Origin of the sequence: Campylobacter insulaenigrae NCTC 12927 (genome assembly GCF_000816185.1) — a bacterium.
Classification (GTDB): domain Bacteria; phylum Campylobacterota; class Campylobacteria; order Campylobacterales; family Campylobacteraceae; genus Campylobacter_D; species Campylobacter_D insulaenigrae.
Genome location: NZ_CP007770.1, coordinates 272325 through 291424 on the forward strand (window position 1 = coordinate 272325; position 19100 = coordinate 291424).

The window sequence follows — 19100 nt, forward strand, 5'->3', positions numbered from 1 at the left end:
AAAATAAAGAGAGTGGCGTTATGAAAAAAATAGAAGAATTTCTAGATAGACTTAAAGGTGGAGAAAGTAATTTTGCTCGAAAGTCTTATGAGGTTGATAAATATGATTGTGAAATATCAAATATTGTCAAACAGTTCCATACAGATGCAATATTACAAATTATATGTAATTTTTGGAATAAGCAGCAAGCTAAGAATTATTTTGAAGTGAACCACCCAATCTATAACAATATTTTAACCAAGGCAGTGTTTTCTATAACTAATGGAGAGGGAAATTATATTTTTTTTATAGATCAAACAAATATGTATCCTTGGGTAATGTTTCAAGCTGGTGATATTTTTAATAAAATTATAGTGGATAATATTATATATGAGATTTCTTATGAATGGAGGGATATTAACTATGATATTTTTTTAAATCTTACATCAGATAAATTATTATATAGAGATATAGATTTTGGTTTTGTTTTACCTAATACCTATTCTTTATGGCATTTTTTTTATGAACATTTGATATGTCTGTACATGTTTAGTGTAGTAAAACCTTTAAAAACATCGTCATGTTTTTTTATTCCCAAATGTTTTTCTCAAACGGATAATGATGATATGGTTTTCTTTATGCCAAATTTTGTCAAACATATGATATTTAGCCTAAAGTCTCAACGCATAAAAAGTATATTTTCATATTATACTAATGTTATGTATGTAGAATCAACATCAAGATTAAAAAATGAAAATAAAGATAATTATGATTTAATTATATGGTTTGCTTTAGTTAATAGAAAAAATGAAGGGAAAATTTGGATTGAGCAAATTGATGCTTGTGTTAATATAATAAATGAATTAAAAAAGAAATTTAAAAATATTAAAGTTTATATAGATGGAATTAAAATTAATGAAAATAATAAAAATAATTACTTTTTAGAAAAATATATTGATATAGCACAGACTTATTTTAATGAAATATATTTTAATGTTCATGGTGTAAAATTAATATCTGTAAATAATATTACCGTTAGAGATGCTATTAATTTTTGTTCCGAAGTTGATGTGGCAATTGTGGAATATGGCTCTTCGAGTATTATACCAACTATGATATGTAGAAAACCATCTGTTTTGTTTGGTTTAAATCTATATCGTGAGTATTATGATCAATATGCACATTATGTAGATACTTTAGTAGAAACTGTAGATTTGAATTGCGTTGTAAGCGAGAAAAGCATTAATCATTCTTATTATGATGATTATCATATATCTTGGCAACATGTTTTTAATAAAGTTATTATTTTAATTAATAAAATTAAACATACACGTATTGATGCTCTTGCTGTTCCTTCTGTCAGTTTGCTTGTTGAGCAATATAAATTACAACAAGAGCATAATATAGTATTTTCTATGGAAAGTGTAGTATTATATAAACAACTAAAAAAAATAGAAAGTAAAATTGAATTTCATTCTAAAGAGTATTTTAGAAATAAAATGTGTGATACAATAAATACAGCAAAATCTCGCATTCAAAATCAACTTGCTTATAAATTAGGTCAAGCTATGATAGTAAATTCTAAATCTTTCTTAGGTTATATAAGAATGCCTTTTGTATTATCTTATATAAAAGATAAACACAAACAAGAACAAAAAATCTATCAAGAAAAAATTAAAAAAGATCTTTCTTTAAAATTACCTTTTTTAGAACAATATCCTGATTATCAAGAAGCTTTAAAAGAAAAAGAATGTTTTACTTATAAACTAGGACAAGCTCTTATACAAGCTAATAAAACTTGGTACAAAGGCGGATATATCAAATTGTGGTTTGAAATTAGGAACTTAAAAAAAGAATTTAGAAAAATAAAATAACTTTTTATCATAAATAATAAATTCAGACTAATTTAAATGGGGGGGGGTATAATCCTCTCTTTAATTTACTAAAAAGGCTAAAAATAAATGCAAAATTCAGCAATATTAAGAATTAAAAACCAACTAGCTTATCGCTTAGGTTCTACTATGATAGAACATAGAGCTAATGGGGGGGGGTATTTAAGCTTAATATATAAATTATATAAAATAAAAAAAGAATACACTAAAGAACAAAAAATATATAAACAAACTATAAAATTATTTCCTCAACTTACTTATCCAAGATTAGAAACTTGTTGTGATTATAATGAAAGTATAAAATATAAATTTCATCTTTCTTATATGCTAGGGATTGTTTTAATTAATGCTGATAAAAATAAATTTAAAGGTGGATATTTTACTTTATTTAAAGATATAAAAAAAGCTAAAAAAGATTATAAAAATATAAATTCTATCTTGAAAGAATTTAATATTATCTCATCTTGCGTGTATGAAGTAATAGCAAATAATAAAGATAAATTTATAAACAATTTTGAAAAAATCAAAGAAGTCTTACATACTCACAAAGATTATCAAGCTATTATAGATAATATCTTTCATAATTTTGATTATTTTTTAAATAATTTTGAATTAATAAAAGAATGGTTATTATCAGATGATTTTTATCAAAAATATAAAAAAGAAAATCATCCTTATCCATCATTATTAGATCCTAAAAAACTTAATGATGAAAATGAACAAATAAATTATCATAATATCCCTGCTGAACTTGCATGGGAGATGAATTTACCTTTACCGGATAATTATGAATTTGTGTGGTTGGGAGGTCATGGAACAGGCACTGAAGCATTAAAGGTTTTTTTGCCAGTTAAAATTCCGGATAATTTTTTTAATTATGAGACAGGAATACAGCGTTATAAATACGCATTAACACTGCTATTGGAAAATTCTAATGAAAAAAAAACAATAAGGATTAAAGACTATAATTTTTATGACTTCGAAAAATTTTGTAAATTGATTCAGAAAAAAGTAAATTTTATTTTTCAAGTAAGAGATTATTTTGAAATTTTTACTTGCTATGTTAACCATCGTACAAAAAGTAAGAGTGCTATTTATGAGTTTAATATTCAGGATGATTTAAATAAAGTATTTGATCGTTTCTATTATTTTTCGAGTGGCAAAAATAAACCTTTGGAATTATCTTTAGAAAATTTTTTATCATGGCCCATAATGCATAAAAATATGGGTTTTAGAACTTGTATCATGGAATACTCTATTTTGCAGGCATTTAATAATATATTAAATGTGTATTATATAGATATGAAAGATATTATAGGACGAAATACAAAAGATACTATTAAAAAAATATGCAATATTTGTAATTTATCTTATAAAAATGATTTTAATTATGATAGAAATATTATTGGAGATCTTTTGGTATTTTTTCCTTTATGCTTAACTTTAGATTTATTAATTGATAATTCTAGAATTAAAATATTATTGATTAGTTTTGATGAGGAATTTGATTCAAATTTATACAAGGATATTTGTAGTATAATATTCTCAGAATCAGGAGAGAAATTATATCGCATATTGATTGAAAAAAAATATTATAAAAATATAATAGAAGAATGTCAAATTGAATATTTAAAATTATTTTTTAAAAAATTTGACATACAATTAAAAGATACGATAGAGCATCATAAAAAAATTAGAGTTAAGCCAGAAGATTATTTGAAAGTATATAGAGAAGATAAAGAAAGAAGGATAAAATTACAAGAAATGATGCAATATGAATTACAAAATATCAAACAACATCGTCCAGATATAGTAGCATCTTGGAAATACTATCAAGAATTTGAAAAAATGTGTGAGGAGCTGGATGGAAAAAAAGATTCTTTAAAAGAAAATATAAGTAATAATTAATATAATATTAAAATTAATTTCAAGGAGATTTTATGAAACAAGGTGATTTTAGCGAAGTAGCAAAACACTATCACAATAGGCCAGCATATAGCACTATGTTGATACAAAAGCTTATTAAATGTGTCAATGATAAAAATAAAGAACAAATGAATGTTGTGGAAGTAGGTGCTGGGACTGGAAAGCTTACTAAGATATTAGCAGATGAATTTAACCTTCTTATAGATGCTGTTGAACCAAATGATAATATGCGTGAAGAGGGTATAAAATTTACTCAAGATTCTAAAAACATTACTTGGCATAAAGGTAGTGGTGAGATTACGAATATAGAAAGTGATTATGCTGATTGGTTGATTATGGCTAGTTCTTTTCACTGGACTGATCCTAATAAATCTTTACCCGAATTTGCAAGAGTCCTTCATGGGGGGGGGTATTTCACTGCAATATGGAATCCACGCCATATAGTTGAAGGCTCTGTGTTTTATGAAATCGAAGAAGAAATTAAGCATATTGTACCAGAGCTTGCTCGTGTGAGTAGTGGTACTCAAAATGTTAAAAATTGGGATGAAATTCTTGTTTCGACAGGAGATTTTAAAGATTGTTTTTTTATGGAATGTGATTATTATGAGCTTATGGATAAGCAAAGATATCTTGGGGCTTGGCATTCTGTAAATGATATTCAAGCACAAGCCGGTAAAGCTAGATGGGAAGAAATTTTAAAAATGATAGAGAATAAAATTTCTTCCATGGATGTTATAAAAATTCCTTACAAAATTCGTGCATGGACAGTGCGTAAGGCTTAAAAATTATCCTTTAGCTTTTTGCTTGTGGCTTTTAAGCTAAAGGAAAATAATATGGAAAAAATCGTAGAACAAGTGTGGGATTATACAAAGCATGCAAAATTTTATTCTTATAGACCAAATTATGCACCGCGTAGTATAGATATGCTAATAGAGCTTGCAAAAAAAAGTAGTGGAAAATCTAAGGTAAAAGTTGCAGATATAGGTGCTGGAACTGGAAATTTAAGTATAATGTTAGCTGAGCGTGGTTGTGAGGTAGTTGCTGTTGAGCCAAATGATGCTATGAGAGAAATTGGAAAAGAACGCACAAAAGATTTAGATATAGAGTGGGTAAGAGCTACTGGAATTGATTCGACTTTGAAAGATGGTGAATTTGATTGGGTTAGTTTTGGATCTAGTTTTAATGTTATGGATAGAACTATGGCTTTAAAAGAAAGTTATAGATTGTTAAAACAAGATTGTTATTTTACTTGTATGTGGAACCATAGAGATTTAAATGATCCTATTCAAAAAGAAGCTGAGAATATAATAATGGAATTTGTTCCTAGTTATACACGCGGTACTAGACGTGAAGACCAAAGACCTATAATTGAAGCACACAAAGATCTTTTTGATAATATTATCTATTTAGAAGAAGATTTTTATTTTCATCAAAGTATAGAAAATTATATCAATGCTTGGCAGAGTGTTAAGAATCCTTATTGGGATTTAGAAACCAAAGAAGGCAATGAGTTGTTTGAAAAAATTACTAACAAATTAAAACAAAATTTACCATCTGAATTTGGTATTAAATACACTACAAGAGCTTGGAGTGCTAAGAAGGTAAAATAAAGAGGAAAAATGAATAAATTAGTATTTGACACTAAAGCTAGAAATTTAATCAATCTTGAGAATGTTTTAAAAAATGCGAAAGTATTAAAAGCGGTAGTTTGTTCTTTAAATGAAATTTCAAGCGATGAAGAAAATATTTTAAATAAAATTGCACTTTTAAATAGTGATAAATTAATAGTTCGTAGTTCTTCAAAGAGCGAAGATAGCTTTAAGTGTTCAAATGCTGGTGCTTTTTTAAGTCTTGCAAATATTGCAAATCAAAAAGATGAATTATTGGATGCAATTAAAAAAGTAGGTTCTTCTATGCCTAGTAAGGATGATGAAATACTCATCCAAACTATGCTTAAAAATATCAAAAAATGTGGTGTAGCCTTTAGCGTTGATAAAGATAATTTTGCTCCTTATTTTTGTTTACAATACGATGAAAATGGTTCTAGCAATTCCATTACAGATGGAAGTGCAAAGAGTGCAAAGAGTTATTTTCATTATAGAGATGATGAAAATATAAAAGATAACGATATTAAAAGAGTTATAGCTTTAATCAAAGAATTAGAAAATATTTTTGATTGCAATTTTTTAGACATAGAATTTGCGTTTGATGATAATAATGATTTATATTTATTGCAAGTTAGACCTTTGATTATGCAAGGAAAGTTAAATTTATTTAATGCTTTGCCTAAAGAAGCACTTTTAAGACTACAAAAAAGATTTCATTCTTTGCAAGAAGCAAGATTAAGAGTATCTGGAAAAAAGGGTATATTTGGTGTAATGCCTGATTGGAATCCTGCTGAGATTATAGGACTTAGACCAAAAAGACTGGCTTTTAGTTTATATAAAGAGATTATAACTGATAGCATATGGGCTTATCAAAGAGATAATTATGGTTATAAAGACTTAAGATCCCATCCTTTAATTCATTCTTTTTTAGGTATGCCTTATGTTGATGTTAGACTTTCTTTTAATTCTTTTATACCAAAAGATTTGGATGAGAATTTAGCTACTAAATTGCTAGATTATTATTTAGATAAATTAGATCAAAATCATAATTTGCATGATAAAGTGGAATTTGATATAGTTTTTTCTTGTTATGATTTTGATTTAGGTAAAAGATTAAAGGATCTATTGGCTCATGGTTTTAATGAAAATGAGCTTAAGCGTATAGAATTTTCACTTTTAAATTTAACAAACAATGTAATTAATCGTAAAAATGGATTATATATAAAAGATATTAAAAAAGTAGAAAAACTAAGACAAAATTATTATCAAATCATTAATTCAGATTTTTCACTTATAGATAAGATATATTGGTTAATTGAAGAATGTAAAAGATATGGAACTTTACCCTTTGCTGGAGTAGCAAGAGCTGGATTTATAGCCATGACTATGTTAAATTCTTTAGTAGCAATAAATTTTTTTACTAGAGAAGAAAAAAATGAATTTTTAGCTTCATTACATACTGTAAGTAAAACTCTTAGCGAAGATATACAAAATTTAAATGAAGAAAATAAAAAAGAGTTTTTGAAAAAATTTGGACACTTAAGAGCAGGAACTTACAATATTTTATCACCAAGATATGATGAAAATTTTGATTTTTATTTTGATATTAAAAAACAAGGTCAAAAAGTAAATCATAAAGAATTTAAATTAAGCGATGACAAAATAAAAAGCTTAAATATTTTGCTTAAGGAGCATGGAATAGCTATCAATGCAAATGATTTTTTGATGTTTTTAAAAACTGCAATAGAAGGTAGAGAATTTGTTAAGTTTGAATTTAGCAAGTTATTGTCGCATGCGCTTAGTTTAATAGGAGAGCTTGGCCAGTATTACAAAATAGAAAAAGAAGATATGGCGCATTTAGATATACAAAGTATATTAAATCTTTATTCGACTTTATATTCTAAAGATCCTAGAAAACAATTTTTAGGTCAAATAGAAGAAAATAAAAAAGAATATGAACTTACTTTAGCATTAAAACTTCCTGCCTTACTTACAAGTGATGAACAATTTTTTGGATTTTTTAGTTTTGGTGTAAATCCAAATTTCATAACACAAAAAAGTGTGAATGCTAAAATAGCTTTAGAAAATGATAAAGATTTAGAAGGAAAAATAATATTAATTTATGCAGCAGATCCTGGATATGATTATTTATTTTCTAAAAATATAGCAGGTTTTATAACTTGTTATGGGGGTGCAAATTCGCATATGGCAATACGTGCTTCAGAATTATCAATGCCAGCAGTTATAGGTGTTGGAGAAGAAAATTTTAAAAAATATTTACAAGCTGATAGATTAAGAATAGAATGTCAAAGTGAGCAAATAATTTGTCTATGAAATTTATTGCTATAAGTCAGAGATTGATTTCAAATGAGAGTTATTATGAAGAAAGAGAATGTTTAGCATTAGATTGGGGAAAATTTTTTAAAGAAAATTTACAAGATTTTTTACCTATACCTTTATCTTATGAGCTTGAATTTGAAAAATATCAGTCTTTAGTGAGTGCAGTTATATTAAGTGGTGGCAATGATTTATATTTTTTGAACAAAAATGATTTGTCTAAAAAAAGAGATGATTATGAGACAGAAATTATAAAGATTTGTATTAGAGAAAACATTCCTTTGCTTGGAATTTGTAGAGGTGCACAAATGATAGCATCTTTTTTTAATTCTACTTTTGTCACAAAAAAAGAACATATACGAGAACATGCGATTTATTTAAATGATAAAAAAATTCATGTAAATTCTTTCCATAATTTTTGTATAAATAAACTTGGTAATGATCTTGAAAGTTTAGCCTTTGCAGAAGATAAAACTATAGAAGCTTTTAAGCATAAACAATTTAAAATTTATGCAACCATGTGGCATATAGAAAGAGAGTATGGTTTAAATGAAAAAAGTGTTTTTCATAATTGGTTAAAGGAAATAAAATGAATACGTTAATTTTAGCAGCTGGACTTGGTTCAAGGCTTATGCCACTTACACAAAATAGTCCAAAATGTATGGTAGAATATAAAGATCAAAAAATTATAGATTATGAATTACAAGCTTTAAATGATGTAAATGAAATTGGTATTGTTGGTGGATATTTGTTTGATACTTTAAAAAATTATATAAAAAACAAATATGATATCAAGTTTTTTTATGAGAATAAAAATTATGACAAAACAAATATGGTTTATAGTTTGTTTTGCGCTAAAGATTTTTTGCAAAGATGTATAGAGCAAAAACAAGATTTATTAATTTCTTACGCAGACATAGTATATTTTAAAGATGCTGTTTTAAAACTACAAAATTCTCAAAGTGATTTTTCCATTTTAGTAGATGAAAATTGGAAAGAACTTTGGGATAAAAGATTTACTAATCCATTAGATGATGCTGAAAGTTTGATAATAAAAAATGATTTAGTAATAGAACTTGGCAAGAAAACTTGTAGTTATGATCAAATTCATGCTCAATACATGGGTTTATTTAAATTTTCTTATACTTTTTTACAAGAAGTTATGAAAGTATATAATGATTTAGATAGAAATATTTTATATGATGGCAAAGATTTTAATAATATGTATATGACTAGTTTTTTACAACTTTTAATAGATAAATATAATAACGCACAGGCACTTAAATTTCAAGGACAATGGATGGAAATAGATTCCATAGATGATTTAAAATATAATGCAAAATTTATTTGAGTTTTTAAAAAATCATTTAGATAGCAAAAAAGCTAATTTGCTGCTACGAGCCTTGAAAGATAGTACTGATGAAAGAGCTCAACAATTTATTTTACAAAATATTACTGATATCATAACTTGGTTAAATTGTGATGAATTTAAAAAATATGAAGATAATCCTTACCCTCCTTTATTAAATCCTGAGTATATAGATATTGAAGCAAGTGATTATTGTGCTATGCTTGCATGGAATTTAAATATTCCATTAAAAACTGCAAAATTTATTTATATATCTCCTCATGGTGTTGGTGCAGCTGCTTTTTTGACTTTATTAAATCAATCATGTAATATTTATTGTCCTGTTTCTTGGGTTTTACCTCCTAGATCTGATTATAGGTATAGCTTAAATTTTAAGTCTTTGATTACATATTGTCAATCAGCAATAAATATATCAGAAATTAATGTGGTACAAATAGATAAGTATTTATCTTTAATAGATCAAAATACACCAATTTTAATTCAAACTAGAGATCCAATATCTTTGCTTAAGCACAATTACGGAAGAGATTGGAGCAAGGTTCAAAGAAATTATCCACAAGATTTTGATTTAAATTGTGATTATAATTGTTATATTAAATTTCTTACACCACAAAAAACTCATATGAAAGATGATTTTGAAAATTTATTAAATGACACTTTTATAAACCATTATTTATTAGATAAAATAAATAAGGACAAAATACACTATTTAGATATGAGTGAGCTTTCTTCAGATAATATTTTTAATACCTTTACATATTTAGCACAAAAATTTGATTTTACCCCCCCCCATAACGATGATAAAGATTTTTTTCAAAGAAAAGAATTTAGAGGTTATATGAGATATTTATTACCTTTAAATTTTCATGTAGATGAAAATATTAAATTAAATATTACTAGATTTGGTATGGGTGGAGATGATATTAATATATTTGATAAAATTAGTCAAAATGATTTAAAAAATGATATTGGAATTTATATAGAAAAAGAAAAACTAGATCTTTTTTTAAAACATAAAAATTATGATAGAATCAAAAATTATTTATCTTATTTTTTAGATGATGTAAAATATATAGTTGATTATACTGAAGATACTATGATGAAAGAATCCGAAGTTTTAGCTTATTTAAAAGATAATTTTGCGGCTAGGATAAAACTTAAAAGTATTCTTGATAAGGAATTAATTCATATCAAGCAGTATCGTCCAGATATAGTAGCTTCTTGGAGACATTATCAAGAATTTGAAAAAATATGTAAGGAAAATACATGAAATATCCTATTATATGGTTAACAGGGCTTGCAGGTAGCGGAAAGAGTACAATAGGAAAAGCTCTGTATGAAAGATTAAAGCAAAAACATAAAAATATAATTTACCTTGATGGAGATGAGTTAAGAGATTTACTTGGACATTATGGGTATGATAAGAAAAGCCGTATTGATATGGCATTAAAAAGATCTCAATTTGCAAAATTTTTAAATGACCAAGAGATGATAGTTGTTGTAACAACTATTTCAATGTTTAATGAAATTTATGAATACAATAGAAAAAATTTTAAAAACTACTTTGAAATTTATGTAAAATGCGAGATGCAAGAATTAATCAAAAGAGATCAAAAAGGGCTTTATACAAAAGCTTTAAATAAAGAAATATCTGATGTGGTTGGTGTAGATATGCCATTTGATGAGCCAAAATCAGACTATGTCATAGATAATTCTATACAAAATGATTTAGCTTATAAAATTGATATGATAATGAAGCAAATCTTGTGAATTTTTATACCACTTCAAAAAAACTTATTGATAATGTTAAAAATTTTTATTCTATTTCATTATTTAGTTTCTTAAAAGGCGCTAATAAAAATAGTGTTTTTATAGGCTGGGGTCGTAAAAAATCTGGATTTAAAGCTTTAGAGTTAGCAAAAAAATATGATAGTAAATTTTTGCTTTTGGAAGATGGCTTTTTGCGTTCTTTAAATTTGGGATTAGATAATAGTCCTAGTTTTTCCTTAGTAAAAGATGATGTGGGTATTTATTATGATGCAACTATGTCTTCAAAACTTGAAAATATTTTAAATAATTACGAATTTAATTTTAAAGAATTAGAACAATCAAAAAAAGCTATAGAGCTTATAAAAAAAGAAAAATTAAGTAAATATAATAATAATATTTCCATACCACAAAATTTATTTAATCCTTGTGAAGAACGGGTTTTAATTATCACTCAAGTATCCAATGATGCTTCGCTTAAATTCGGTTTAGCTGATAAATTTTTAACCCAAGATATTATAAACGATGCCATTAAGGATAATCCAAATGCTAAAATATATATTAAAATTCATCCTGATGTCTTAAGTGGTAAAAAACAAAGTGATTTTAGTGTGCAAGATTTACCAAATAAGTGTGTGATTTTAGAAGAAAATTATAATCCCATTGAGCTTTTAAATTATTTTAAAAAAGTCTATACTAAAACTTCTGGTATGGGATTTGAAGCTTTAGTGGTAGGATGTGAGTGCGTATGTTATGGTATGCCTTTTTATGCTGGATGGGGCTTGACACAAGATAAATTAATATGTCAAAGAAGAGTTAAAAAAAGAAGTTTAGAAGAAATTTTTTATGCCACTTATATACTTTATAGTGAGTATTTTAATCCTTATTTAAATCAAAGAAGTGATATTTTTGATGTCATTACCACTTTAGCAAAATATAAAAAAATTGAACAAAATAATTCTTATAATTTATATTTTTTAGGATTTACTTTGTGGAAAAGATGGTTCATAAAGCCATTTTTTCAAGCTAAAAATAATAAAATTACCTTTTTACATTCAAAAAAACAGCTTTATAAAATAAAATTAAATCCACAAGATAAAATTTTCATTTGGGGTAAAAAGTATGATAAGGCTTTGCTAACTAAAGACTTTAAAAATGAAATTTTCTTAGTAGAAGATGGCTTTTTGCGTTCAATTTCTTTAGGATCTGATCTTACCAGGCCTTTTTCTTTAATAGTTGATAGCAAAGGTTTATATGTAAATCCAAAAGAACAAAGTGATTTAGAATATATTTTGCAAAATTATGAATTTGATGAAAAATTAAAACAAAGAGCCAAAAATCTTATCATTACCATAACGAAAAATAAATTTTCTAAATACAATGGTTTAAAACATACAAAAGTGCAATTTGACACTAATAAAAAAATTATTCTCATTCCTGCACAAGTGGAAGATGATGCTTCTATGATTTTAGGTGGGTGTGGCTTTGATACTTTAAAGCTTTTGCAAAAGGTAAGAGAAAAAAATCCCAAAGCTCTGATAGTTTTTAAACCTCACCCTGATGTATTGAGTGGAAATCGCAAGGGCTTAAAAGATAAAAATATTATTTTGCAATATTGTGATGAAATAATAGAAAATATAAGTATAGATAGTGCTATACAAGCTTGTGATGAAATTCATACTATTACATCAACAAGTGGATTCGATGCACTTTTACGAGGAAAAAAGGTTTTTACTTATGGTATGCCTTTTTATGCTGGATGGGGTTTGAGTAATGATTTGCAATCTTGTAGCAGAAGAACAAGAATATTAGCTATTGAAGAATTAGTTGCTGGGGCTTTAATACTTTATCCAAGATATATTCATCCAAAAACAAAAAATTTATGTGAAGTTGAGCTTGCTTTGGATATAATGCTAAAAATGCAAAGAGATTATTTTTATAAATTTTATATTAAAATATTAGTTGATCTACGTATTTTTTTACTAAGAAAAATACGTAGATTAGTTGAATGTGTTATAACAAAATAAGTTTTTCAAGGATTTTTATGCAAAAAAGTATCTTATTTTTATTAATTGCGTTGATTTTTAGTGCGTGTTTTTCTAAAAATTCTGATTTTAATCCACTTGGAAGATCATTTGGATCTATTGATGATATTGATCCGTTAAAATTAGGATCAAATCCAACCATACCAGAAAAGCAAGAAACTCCAAGCTTGATTGATGGATCAAATTTGGTTCCATTAACACCTTTAAATCCTCCTTTGCTTAGAGAGAGTAATAATAAAGATTTTACCAATAAACCAAGACCAATGTTGCAATCTAGTGGAGAATTTAATGAAGTATCAGTTTTTGCAAACAGAGGATTTGTAAGTGATTATATGAGTATAATGTCTAGCGCTGGTCCTGTTTTAACTGTATGGGCTTTAGCTCCTGGAAATTGGATTTGGGGATATACTTTGATTAATAGTAAAAGTTTTGGTGATGCAAGAGTATGGCAGATGATAGAATTTCCACTTGATTTTGTTATGATAAAGAATGCAAAAACTCATACTTGCTTAAATGCATATAGAAATGGAGTGGTGCATTATCCTTGCGATCAGTCTAATCAGGCTCAATTTTGGAAAATGATACCTATGTCAAATCAATCTTTTCAATTTCAAAATTTACAAACAAAGACTTGCTTAAAAACAACAATTGGAAATCCTATGGGAGATTTTTTTAAAGTTTTTCCAATTTTATTAGGTGAGTGTGCTAAACCAGGGAATAAAAATTTAGATCAACAATGGTTTGCTGCTCCACCACCTTTTAGTGCAAGACCAGTTTATAGGGAAAAGCCATGAAAAAGATAATCTTATTTTTAGTGATAAATATGACATTTCTATTTGCTAATTTAGAAAGCTATAATTTAGGCACTTGGAATTTACAAGGTTCTTCAGCAGCTACTGAAAGTAAGTGGAATGTTAGCATTAGACAATTGATGACAGGAGATAATGCTTTAGATGTTTTAGCAGTACAAGAAGCCGGAGTATTGCCAAGTAGCGCAAGAGATACTGGAAGACAGGTTCAACCAGTTGGAGTGGGAATTCCAATTCATGAATATGAATGGAATTTAGGGACTTTATCAAGACCACAGAGTGTTTTTATTTATTATTCTAGAATTGATGTTGGTGCAAATCGTGTTAATATGGCTATAGTAAGCAGAACAAGAGCAGATGAGGTCATAGTAATACCACATCCAAGTGTTGCTTCTGCTCGTCCTGTAATAGGAATTCGTATCGGAAACGATGCATTTTTTTCAGTTCATGCTTTAGCAAGTGGAGGAGCTGATGCGGCTGCAGCCGTTACAGCCGTTGATAATTTTCTTGCAACTAGAGCTGGGATTAATTATATAATTATGGGTGATTTTAATAGAGAGCCTGATTTATTAATGAGAGACTTAGATGCATCTTTGAGAAATCGCTTAAGAGTAGTAGCTCCTCCTAGTTTTACCCAGGTAACTGGTAGAAGAGTGATAGATTATGCCTTGACAGGTACTTCAACTCGCACAGCAGCTTATACACCTCCTTTGCTTTCGGCTGTTTTGGCTGTTGCAGGCCTTAGAACTTTTTTAGCATCTGATCATTTTCCAGTTAATTTTAGAAGATTTTAGGGGTTTAAAATGAAAAAAATATTATTGTTATTAGCAATATTTATAAATTTACAAGCGGTTGATCCTGGTGATTTATCTGATTTTAGTCCTCCTTTTGCGATAAGATCCTTAGAAACAGGTATAACTTTAAGTCCTTTTAGGGAAGTAAGTAAAGATTTATTAGATCAAAATTGGCTTTTAAGAGAGATTATTCTTTCACCTGAGTTAAAGGCAAGAGATTTATATGCTGAAAGATTACCATTTGGTTATGTTCAATTTGTTAATCCTTTAGATAAAGATGTTTGCTTGGCTATAGATGAAAGTGGTTTTTTTGTTGGTAAGCCTTGTAGTGGAGATTTGCAATCAGGAAAATTAGAAACAGTTTTTTCTATTATGCCAACTACTACTTCCGCTGTGCAAATTAGATCTTTGGTGCAAGGTGGCGGTGAATGTATCCAAACTTTTTTTAATCCTAATGTCCCAATTGAAAAACGTTTTGGTATTAGACCTTGCATACTTGATACTGCGTTATTTGCAGATGTTAGTGAATTGATGTTTTTATCACCTGCTTTAGTTGAAGCAACTCCTTTGGGTGAATTTCAATAAAGAAATTAAAAAAATATGAATTTAGAAAAAAAACTTAAAGAATTTTCTAAAAAAAATATTTTATTGCTTCAAGGACCTGTTGGAGATTTTTTTTATAAAATTTCTAAAAAAATTCCCGATGCTAATATCTATAAAGTAAATTTTAATGGAGGAGATTTTGCATTTTATCCTTTTAAAAGCATAAATTATAGAGGTTGTTTTGATAAGTTACAAGATTTTTATGAGGGTATATTAAAAGAAAAAAAAATTGACGTCATTATTATGTATAATGATTGCCGAAAAATTCACGAATTAGCTATAAAAGTAGCTAAAGCTATGGGTGTAGAAGTATGGATTTTTGAAGAAGGTTATATAAGACCAAATTTTATAACCTTTGAAAAAGATGGCGTAAATGCAAATTCTACCTTACCAAGAGATAAAGAATTTTATTTAACTCGTAATAAATTTAATCATGAAATTAAAATTAAAAATTTTTCAAGTTCATTTAAAAATATGGCATTTTATGCTTTTTTATATTGGTTTTTTTCTGCTTTGTTGGCATGGTATTTTAATAATTCTTTGCATCATAGATCTTTGAAATTTTTTGACTTTATTCCTTGGTTTGTATCTTTATATAGAAAGAAAAAGTATAAAATTTCAGAAAAAAAAGTTAACGCAAAAATTGTTAGTTTAAAGCAAAAGTATTTTTTGGCAATTTTACAAGTTTTTAATGATACTCAACTCTCTCATCATTATAAAAAAAGTACTGAAAAATTTATAGAGGAATTGATTATTTCTTTTGCAAATCATGCAAAAGCTAAATCTTATCTCGTTTTTAAACATCATCCTATGGATAGAGGTTATAAAGATTATACAGAATTGATAGAACAATTAAGTGTTAAGTATAATGTAGAGGGTCGAATTTTATATGTACATGATTTGCATCTACCAACTCTTTTAAGTAGTGCTAGAGGAACTATTGTGATTAATAGTACTGTAGGACTTTCTGCACTTTATCATCAATGTCCTTTGAAAGTTATGGGTAAAGCCTTTTATGACATAGATGGTTTGACTTATCAAAAGAGTCTACATACTTTTTGGAAAGAATGTAGATGTTATAAACCTGATGCTAGATTGCATACTAAATTTAGAAATTATGTTATTTATAAAACTCAAATTAATGGAAATTTTTTTAAAACATAAGTTATTATATTCGCTTTTTATAGTTTTTTGCAATTTTTTTAAGTTTAAAAGGTAATGTTATATAAGCGATTTTAAGAGGACTTTTGGAAGCTTGCATGAGTGCATTTCCTAGAAGATATGGAAGATGAGTTTTTGCAATTTGAGCTTGTTTGTAATCTGCATAAGCTTTTAAAGGAGGAAGATTTTTATCTTCTACTACGTGTGCTTTTTTAGTTTTTGCTAGTTCAAAAGGTATTTTAAAATATCCTATAAAACTTTTACTATTTCTAATAATCACCTCTCCTAATTTATAGCTTAATCTTGCTTTGATTCTTAAATTTGCTCCATAAAGTGGAGTATGTTGGCATGTGAAGTTTTCAAATTCATTTTTTAATTTTTTATATTCTAAAAAACACATAAGATCATGGTTTTGTTTTTGTAAGAATGATTGTGTATCAAGTTTTGTTAATTCTTGATATTCTAAAATTAAATTTTTATAAAAAACAATAGGAGGAATTAGAAAATCGTTAGTTTTTATGGGTAAAGAAGTGTGTTCTATTTTTTTAAATTCATCATCTTTAACAAGCAAAATTCCTATTAAATCAATATAATCAAGCTTGATCGTGTTAGAATTAACACTGACTCCAGAACTTTCTTCACTATGTTTTGTATTTGTGGTATTAACATAAAATAAAGTTTGATGATCGATAAATGCATTATTATCTTGAATATCTTGAAAACTATTTAAAATATTAAAATTTTTATTTAATTTAAAATGAGCATTTTCTATGCTTATAGTAGAGATAGCTTGGGTTGTGAGGTGATTTTTTGTCCAAGTGTGTATACCTAGAATTTGATATTTTATATAATCTTTTGGAAAAATAAATCCATCTTTGGTGAGTTTTATTACTTTTTCACAAAAAAATGAATTTTTATGTTCATATTGAGCTAATCCTGATGGAATGTATATAAAAAATTTTCTTTTAGAGCAAGGTATTTTTTCCCTAGATTTTTTAAAAAAATATAAATTTTCAATAATATTTTTTCCAAGTTCTTGCATAGCTAAGGGCATAGGATGGAATTTGTAATTTTGATCAAAATCATATAGATTGTTTTTTAAAAAATAAGAATCTACATCAATTAAATTAAATCCATAATAAGCACAATTTTTTCTATGAGTTTCATTAATAATTTTAGATTTATCGTTTTGAGCGGGTATAGGTAGTATCAGCACAATAGTGGTTTTTTGTGTTTTATATAATTGTTCATAAAAATAATCAATATTTCTAATAATGATATTTAAATCAATAGGACTTAAATAATCATTAATATTAGATTCGCTAATAATAAAATCTGCTTTAGATATAATTTTTTCTTGACGGATTAATTCGTATAAGTTTTGTAAAGAGCTACTAAGTCCTAAGGAAAAATTATGTAAGGTAATGTTCTTTTGTTCGAGGCCTACTCTAAGGCCATTTTTGACAACACTATTACTCCCACCTAGTAAAACTACATCCATCAAAGTCTTTCTATAATTAATTTATTAACTTGTTATTTTAATAAATGTTTTTTAATAAATATTTTAAGAGTAAAAAACTCTGTTTAAAGCTTATTATGTAATGATTTGACAAAGATAATAACTTTAGCTATATTTTTGAGTTGATTTTAATTTTGGATGATTATGAAAAAAGAATGCAAACAAAGAGAAGTTTTTTATATAGCCGGTTATGATCCTAGAGGATACAGACATTATTATACTATGTTTAAAAAAAACTTAATTTTACAAAGTGAAGTTTCAAATTATGATTTGCAAATATCTAAAAGTGAAGCAAAAGAAAAGTTGTATCCTTGTTGGCATATAAAGACAAAAACTACAGATATTAAATATACTTTTTTAGCTTGGAATGACATTGTTAAAAAAAATTGGTCAGAAAATATAAAAGATGCTCTGTATGATTTTTATAGTTTTTTTAAAATTTATACTATCACGGGACTTTTTATAAAATTTGGAAAAGAGTCTTTTAATCAACTTATTACAGGATATTATCCTTTTTTTTATGTTTTATTAAGCGGTATTTTTACTTTATTTTGTGCTTTTGGAAGTTTGTATTATTTTGAAGAAAAAATTCATTTTATTTTTGGAATTTTAGCTTTTGTGTTATGTTTGCTGATTTTTCCAAAAATTTTTTATAAATTAGGAAAAAAACTTGCAGTTTTTTGGATAGCTAGAATTTGTTCTTTTTGTGCTAATTGGGAAAAAAACAAACAAGGTGAATTAGAACAAAGAATAAAGTATTTTAGCGAACGTGTTTTTGATTGTTTAAAAAGACATGCAGATGATGAAAATTACGAATTAATTCTTTGTGCACACAGTGTAGGAACAATTCTTTGTATCAATGTTTTAACTCAAGTACTTGAAAAATGTGAAAAGGAAAATATTGCTTTTGATAATTTAAAAATTTTAACCCTAGGTGAATGCATTCCTTTAGTGAGTTATCAAAAAAAATCTCACGATTTTAGAAAAAATTTAGAATATTTAGGAACAAAAAAACTTTTTTGGTATGATTTTACCTCTATTATAGATGGAGCCTGTTTTTCTCAAGTTGATTTTATACGCACAAGCGGAGTAAAAGCTAATTTTGGACCAAAATATCTTTCAGCTAAATTTCATACCTTATATAAAAAACAAGATTATGCAAAAATCAAAAGAGATAAATATAAGGCACATTTTTTATATTTATTTGCTACTCAAATTCAAGAAAAATATAATTTTTTTGATTTTATTGTGGGCCAAAACATGCTTGAAGAAAGAATAAATTAAAGGAGAAT

16 protein-coding genes are annotated in these 19100 nt (G+C 26.6%); 15 read left to right on the top strand and 1 reads right to left on the bottom strand.

The window, feature by feature from the left end; genetic code table 11:
* Window positions 1–20: 20 nt before the first annotated feature.
* The 14 genes from CINS_RS07925 (at window position 21) to kpsS (ending at window position 16292) form a co-directional block, all read left to right on the top strand.
* Window positions 21–1853 (top strand): hypothetical protein, encoded by a 1833-nt coding sequence (locus CINS_RS07925; protein ID WP_052251937.1) that lies wholly within the window; start codon window positions 21–23, stop codon window positions 1851–1853.
* A gap of 87 nt (window positions 1854–1940) precedes the next feature.
* Window positions 1941–3779 (top strand): putative glycosyltransferase, encoded by a 1839-nt coding sequence (locus CINS_RS01510; protein WP_039649246.1) that lies wholly within the window; start codon window positions 1941–1943, stop codon window positions 3777–3779.
* 32 nt (window positions 3780–3811) lie between these two features.
* Window positions 3812–4579, top strand: coding sequence for a class I SAM-dependent methyltransferase (locus CINS_RS01515; RefSeq protein ID WP_039649248.1), 768 nt, complete (start codon window positions 3812–3814; stop codon window positions 4577–4579).
* A gap of 51 nt (window positions 4580–4630) precedes the next feature.
* Window positions 4631–5407, top strand: coding sequence for a class I SAM-dependent methyltransferase (locus CINS_RS01520; protein ID WP_039649249.1), 777 nt, complete (start codon window positions 4631–4633; stop codon window positions 5405–5407).
* 9 nt (window positions 5408–5416) lie between these two features.
* Window positions 5417–7738, top strand: coding sequence for a PEP/pyruvate-binding domain-containing protein (locus CINS_RS01525; RefSeq protein WP_039649252.1), 2322 nt, complete (start codon window positions 5417–5419; stop codon window positions 7736–7738).
* The gene (locus CINS_RS01530; protein ID WP_039649255.1) at window positions 7735–8334 is read left to right on the top strand and encodes a gamma-glutamyl-CDP-amidate hydrolase; all 600 of its coding nucleotides are present in this window, start codon (window positions 7735–7737) and stop codon (window positions 8332–8334) included. The genes CINS_RS01525 and CINS_RS01530 overlap by 4 nt, the downstream gene beginning before the upstream one ends.
* On the top strand, window positions 8331–9092 hold the full coding sequence (locus tag CINS_RS01535; protein ID WP_039649256.1) for a phosphoramidate cytidylyltransferase: 762 nt from the start codon (window positions 8331–8333) through the stop codon (window positions 9090–9092). The genes CINS_RS01530 and CINS_RS01535 overlap by 4 nt, the downstream gene beginning before the upstream one ends.
* Window positions 9076–10380 carry a capsular polysaccharide biosynthesis protein gene (locus CINS_RS01540; protein WP_039649258.1) on the top strand — a complete coding sequence of 435 codons (1305 nt, stop codon included), beginning with the start codon at window positions 9076–9078 and terminating at the stop codon, window positions 10378–10380. The genes CINS_RS01535 and CINS_RS01540 overlap by 17 nt, the downstream gene beginning before the upstream one ends.
* Window positions 10377–10880 carry an adenylyl-sulfate kinase gene (locus CINS_RS01545; RefSeq protein WP_039649259.1) on the top strand — a complete coding sequence of 168 codons (504 nt, stop codon included), beginning with the start codon at window positions 10377–10379 and terminating at the stop codon, window positions 10878–10880. Before CINS_RS01540 ends, CINS_RS01545 begins: the two co-directional genes overlap by 4 nt.
* Window positions 10877–12904 carry a capsular polysaccharide export protein gene (locus tag CINS_RS01550; protein ID WP_039649261.1) on the top strand — a complete coding sequence of 676 codons (2028 nt, stop codon included), beginning with the start codon at window positions 10877–10879 and terminating at the stop codon, window positions 12902–12904. The genes CINS_RS01545 and CINS_RS01550 overlap by 4 nt, the downstream gene beginning before the upstream one ends.
* Before the next feature lie 17 nt (window positions 12905–12921).
* The gene (locus CINS_RS01555) at window positions 12922–13716 is read left to right on the top strand and encodes a cytolethal distending toxin, subunit CdtA (RefSeq protein WP_039649263.1); all 795 of its coding nucleotides are present in this window, start codon (window positions 12922–12924) and stop codon (window positions 13714–13716) included.
* The gene (locus tag CINS_RS01560) at window positions 13713–14525 is read left to right on the top strand and encodes a cytolethal distending toxin subunit B family protein (RefSeq protein ID WP_039649265.1); all 813 of its coding nucleotides are present in this window, start codon (window positions 13713–13715) and stop codon (window positions 14523–14525) included. The genes CINS_RS01555 and CINS_RS01560 overlap by 4 nt, the downstream gene beginning before the upstream one ends.
* A 9-nt stretch (window positions 14526–14534) precedes the next feature.
* On the top strand, window positions 14535–15110 hold the full coding sequence (locus tag CINS_RS01565; RefSeq protein WP_039649266.1) for a cytolethal distending toxin, subunit CdtC: 576 nt from the start codon (window positions 14535–14537) through the stop codon (window positions 15108–15110).
* A 15-nt stretch (window positions 15111–15125) separates the two neighbouring features.
* Window positions 15126–16292, top strand: coding sequence for a capsule polysaccharide modification protein KpsS (kpsS, locus tag CINS_RS01570; protein WP_039649268.1), 1167 nt, complete (start codon window positions 15126–15128; stop codon window positions 16290–16292).
* Between the two features lie 4 nt (window positions 16293–16296).
* Here the strand turns inward: kpsS and CINS_RS07885 are convergent, their stop codons facing one another.
* The gene (locus CINS_RS07885; protein WP_069107213.1) at window positions 16297–17790 is read right to left on the bottom strand and encodes an SGNH/GDSL hydrolase family protein; all 1494 of its coding nucleotides are present in this window, start codon (window positions 17788–17790) and stop codon (window positions 16297–16299) included.
* A 162-nt stretch (window positions 17791–17952) separates the two neighbouring features.
* On the opposite strand from CINS_RS07885, the gene CINS_RS01580 reads away from it, so the two are divergent.
* Complete coding sequence (locus tag CINS_RS01580) at window positions 17953–19092, top strand: hypothetical protein (RefSeq protein WP_039649270.1); 1140 nt, start codon at window positions 17953–17955, stop codon at window positions 19090–19092.
* Window positions 19093–19100 lie beyond the last annotated feature (8 nt).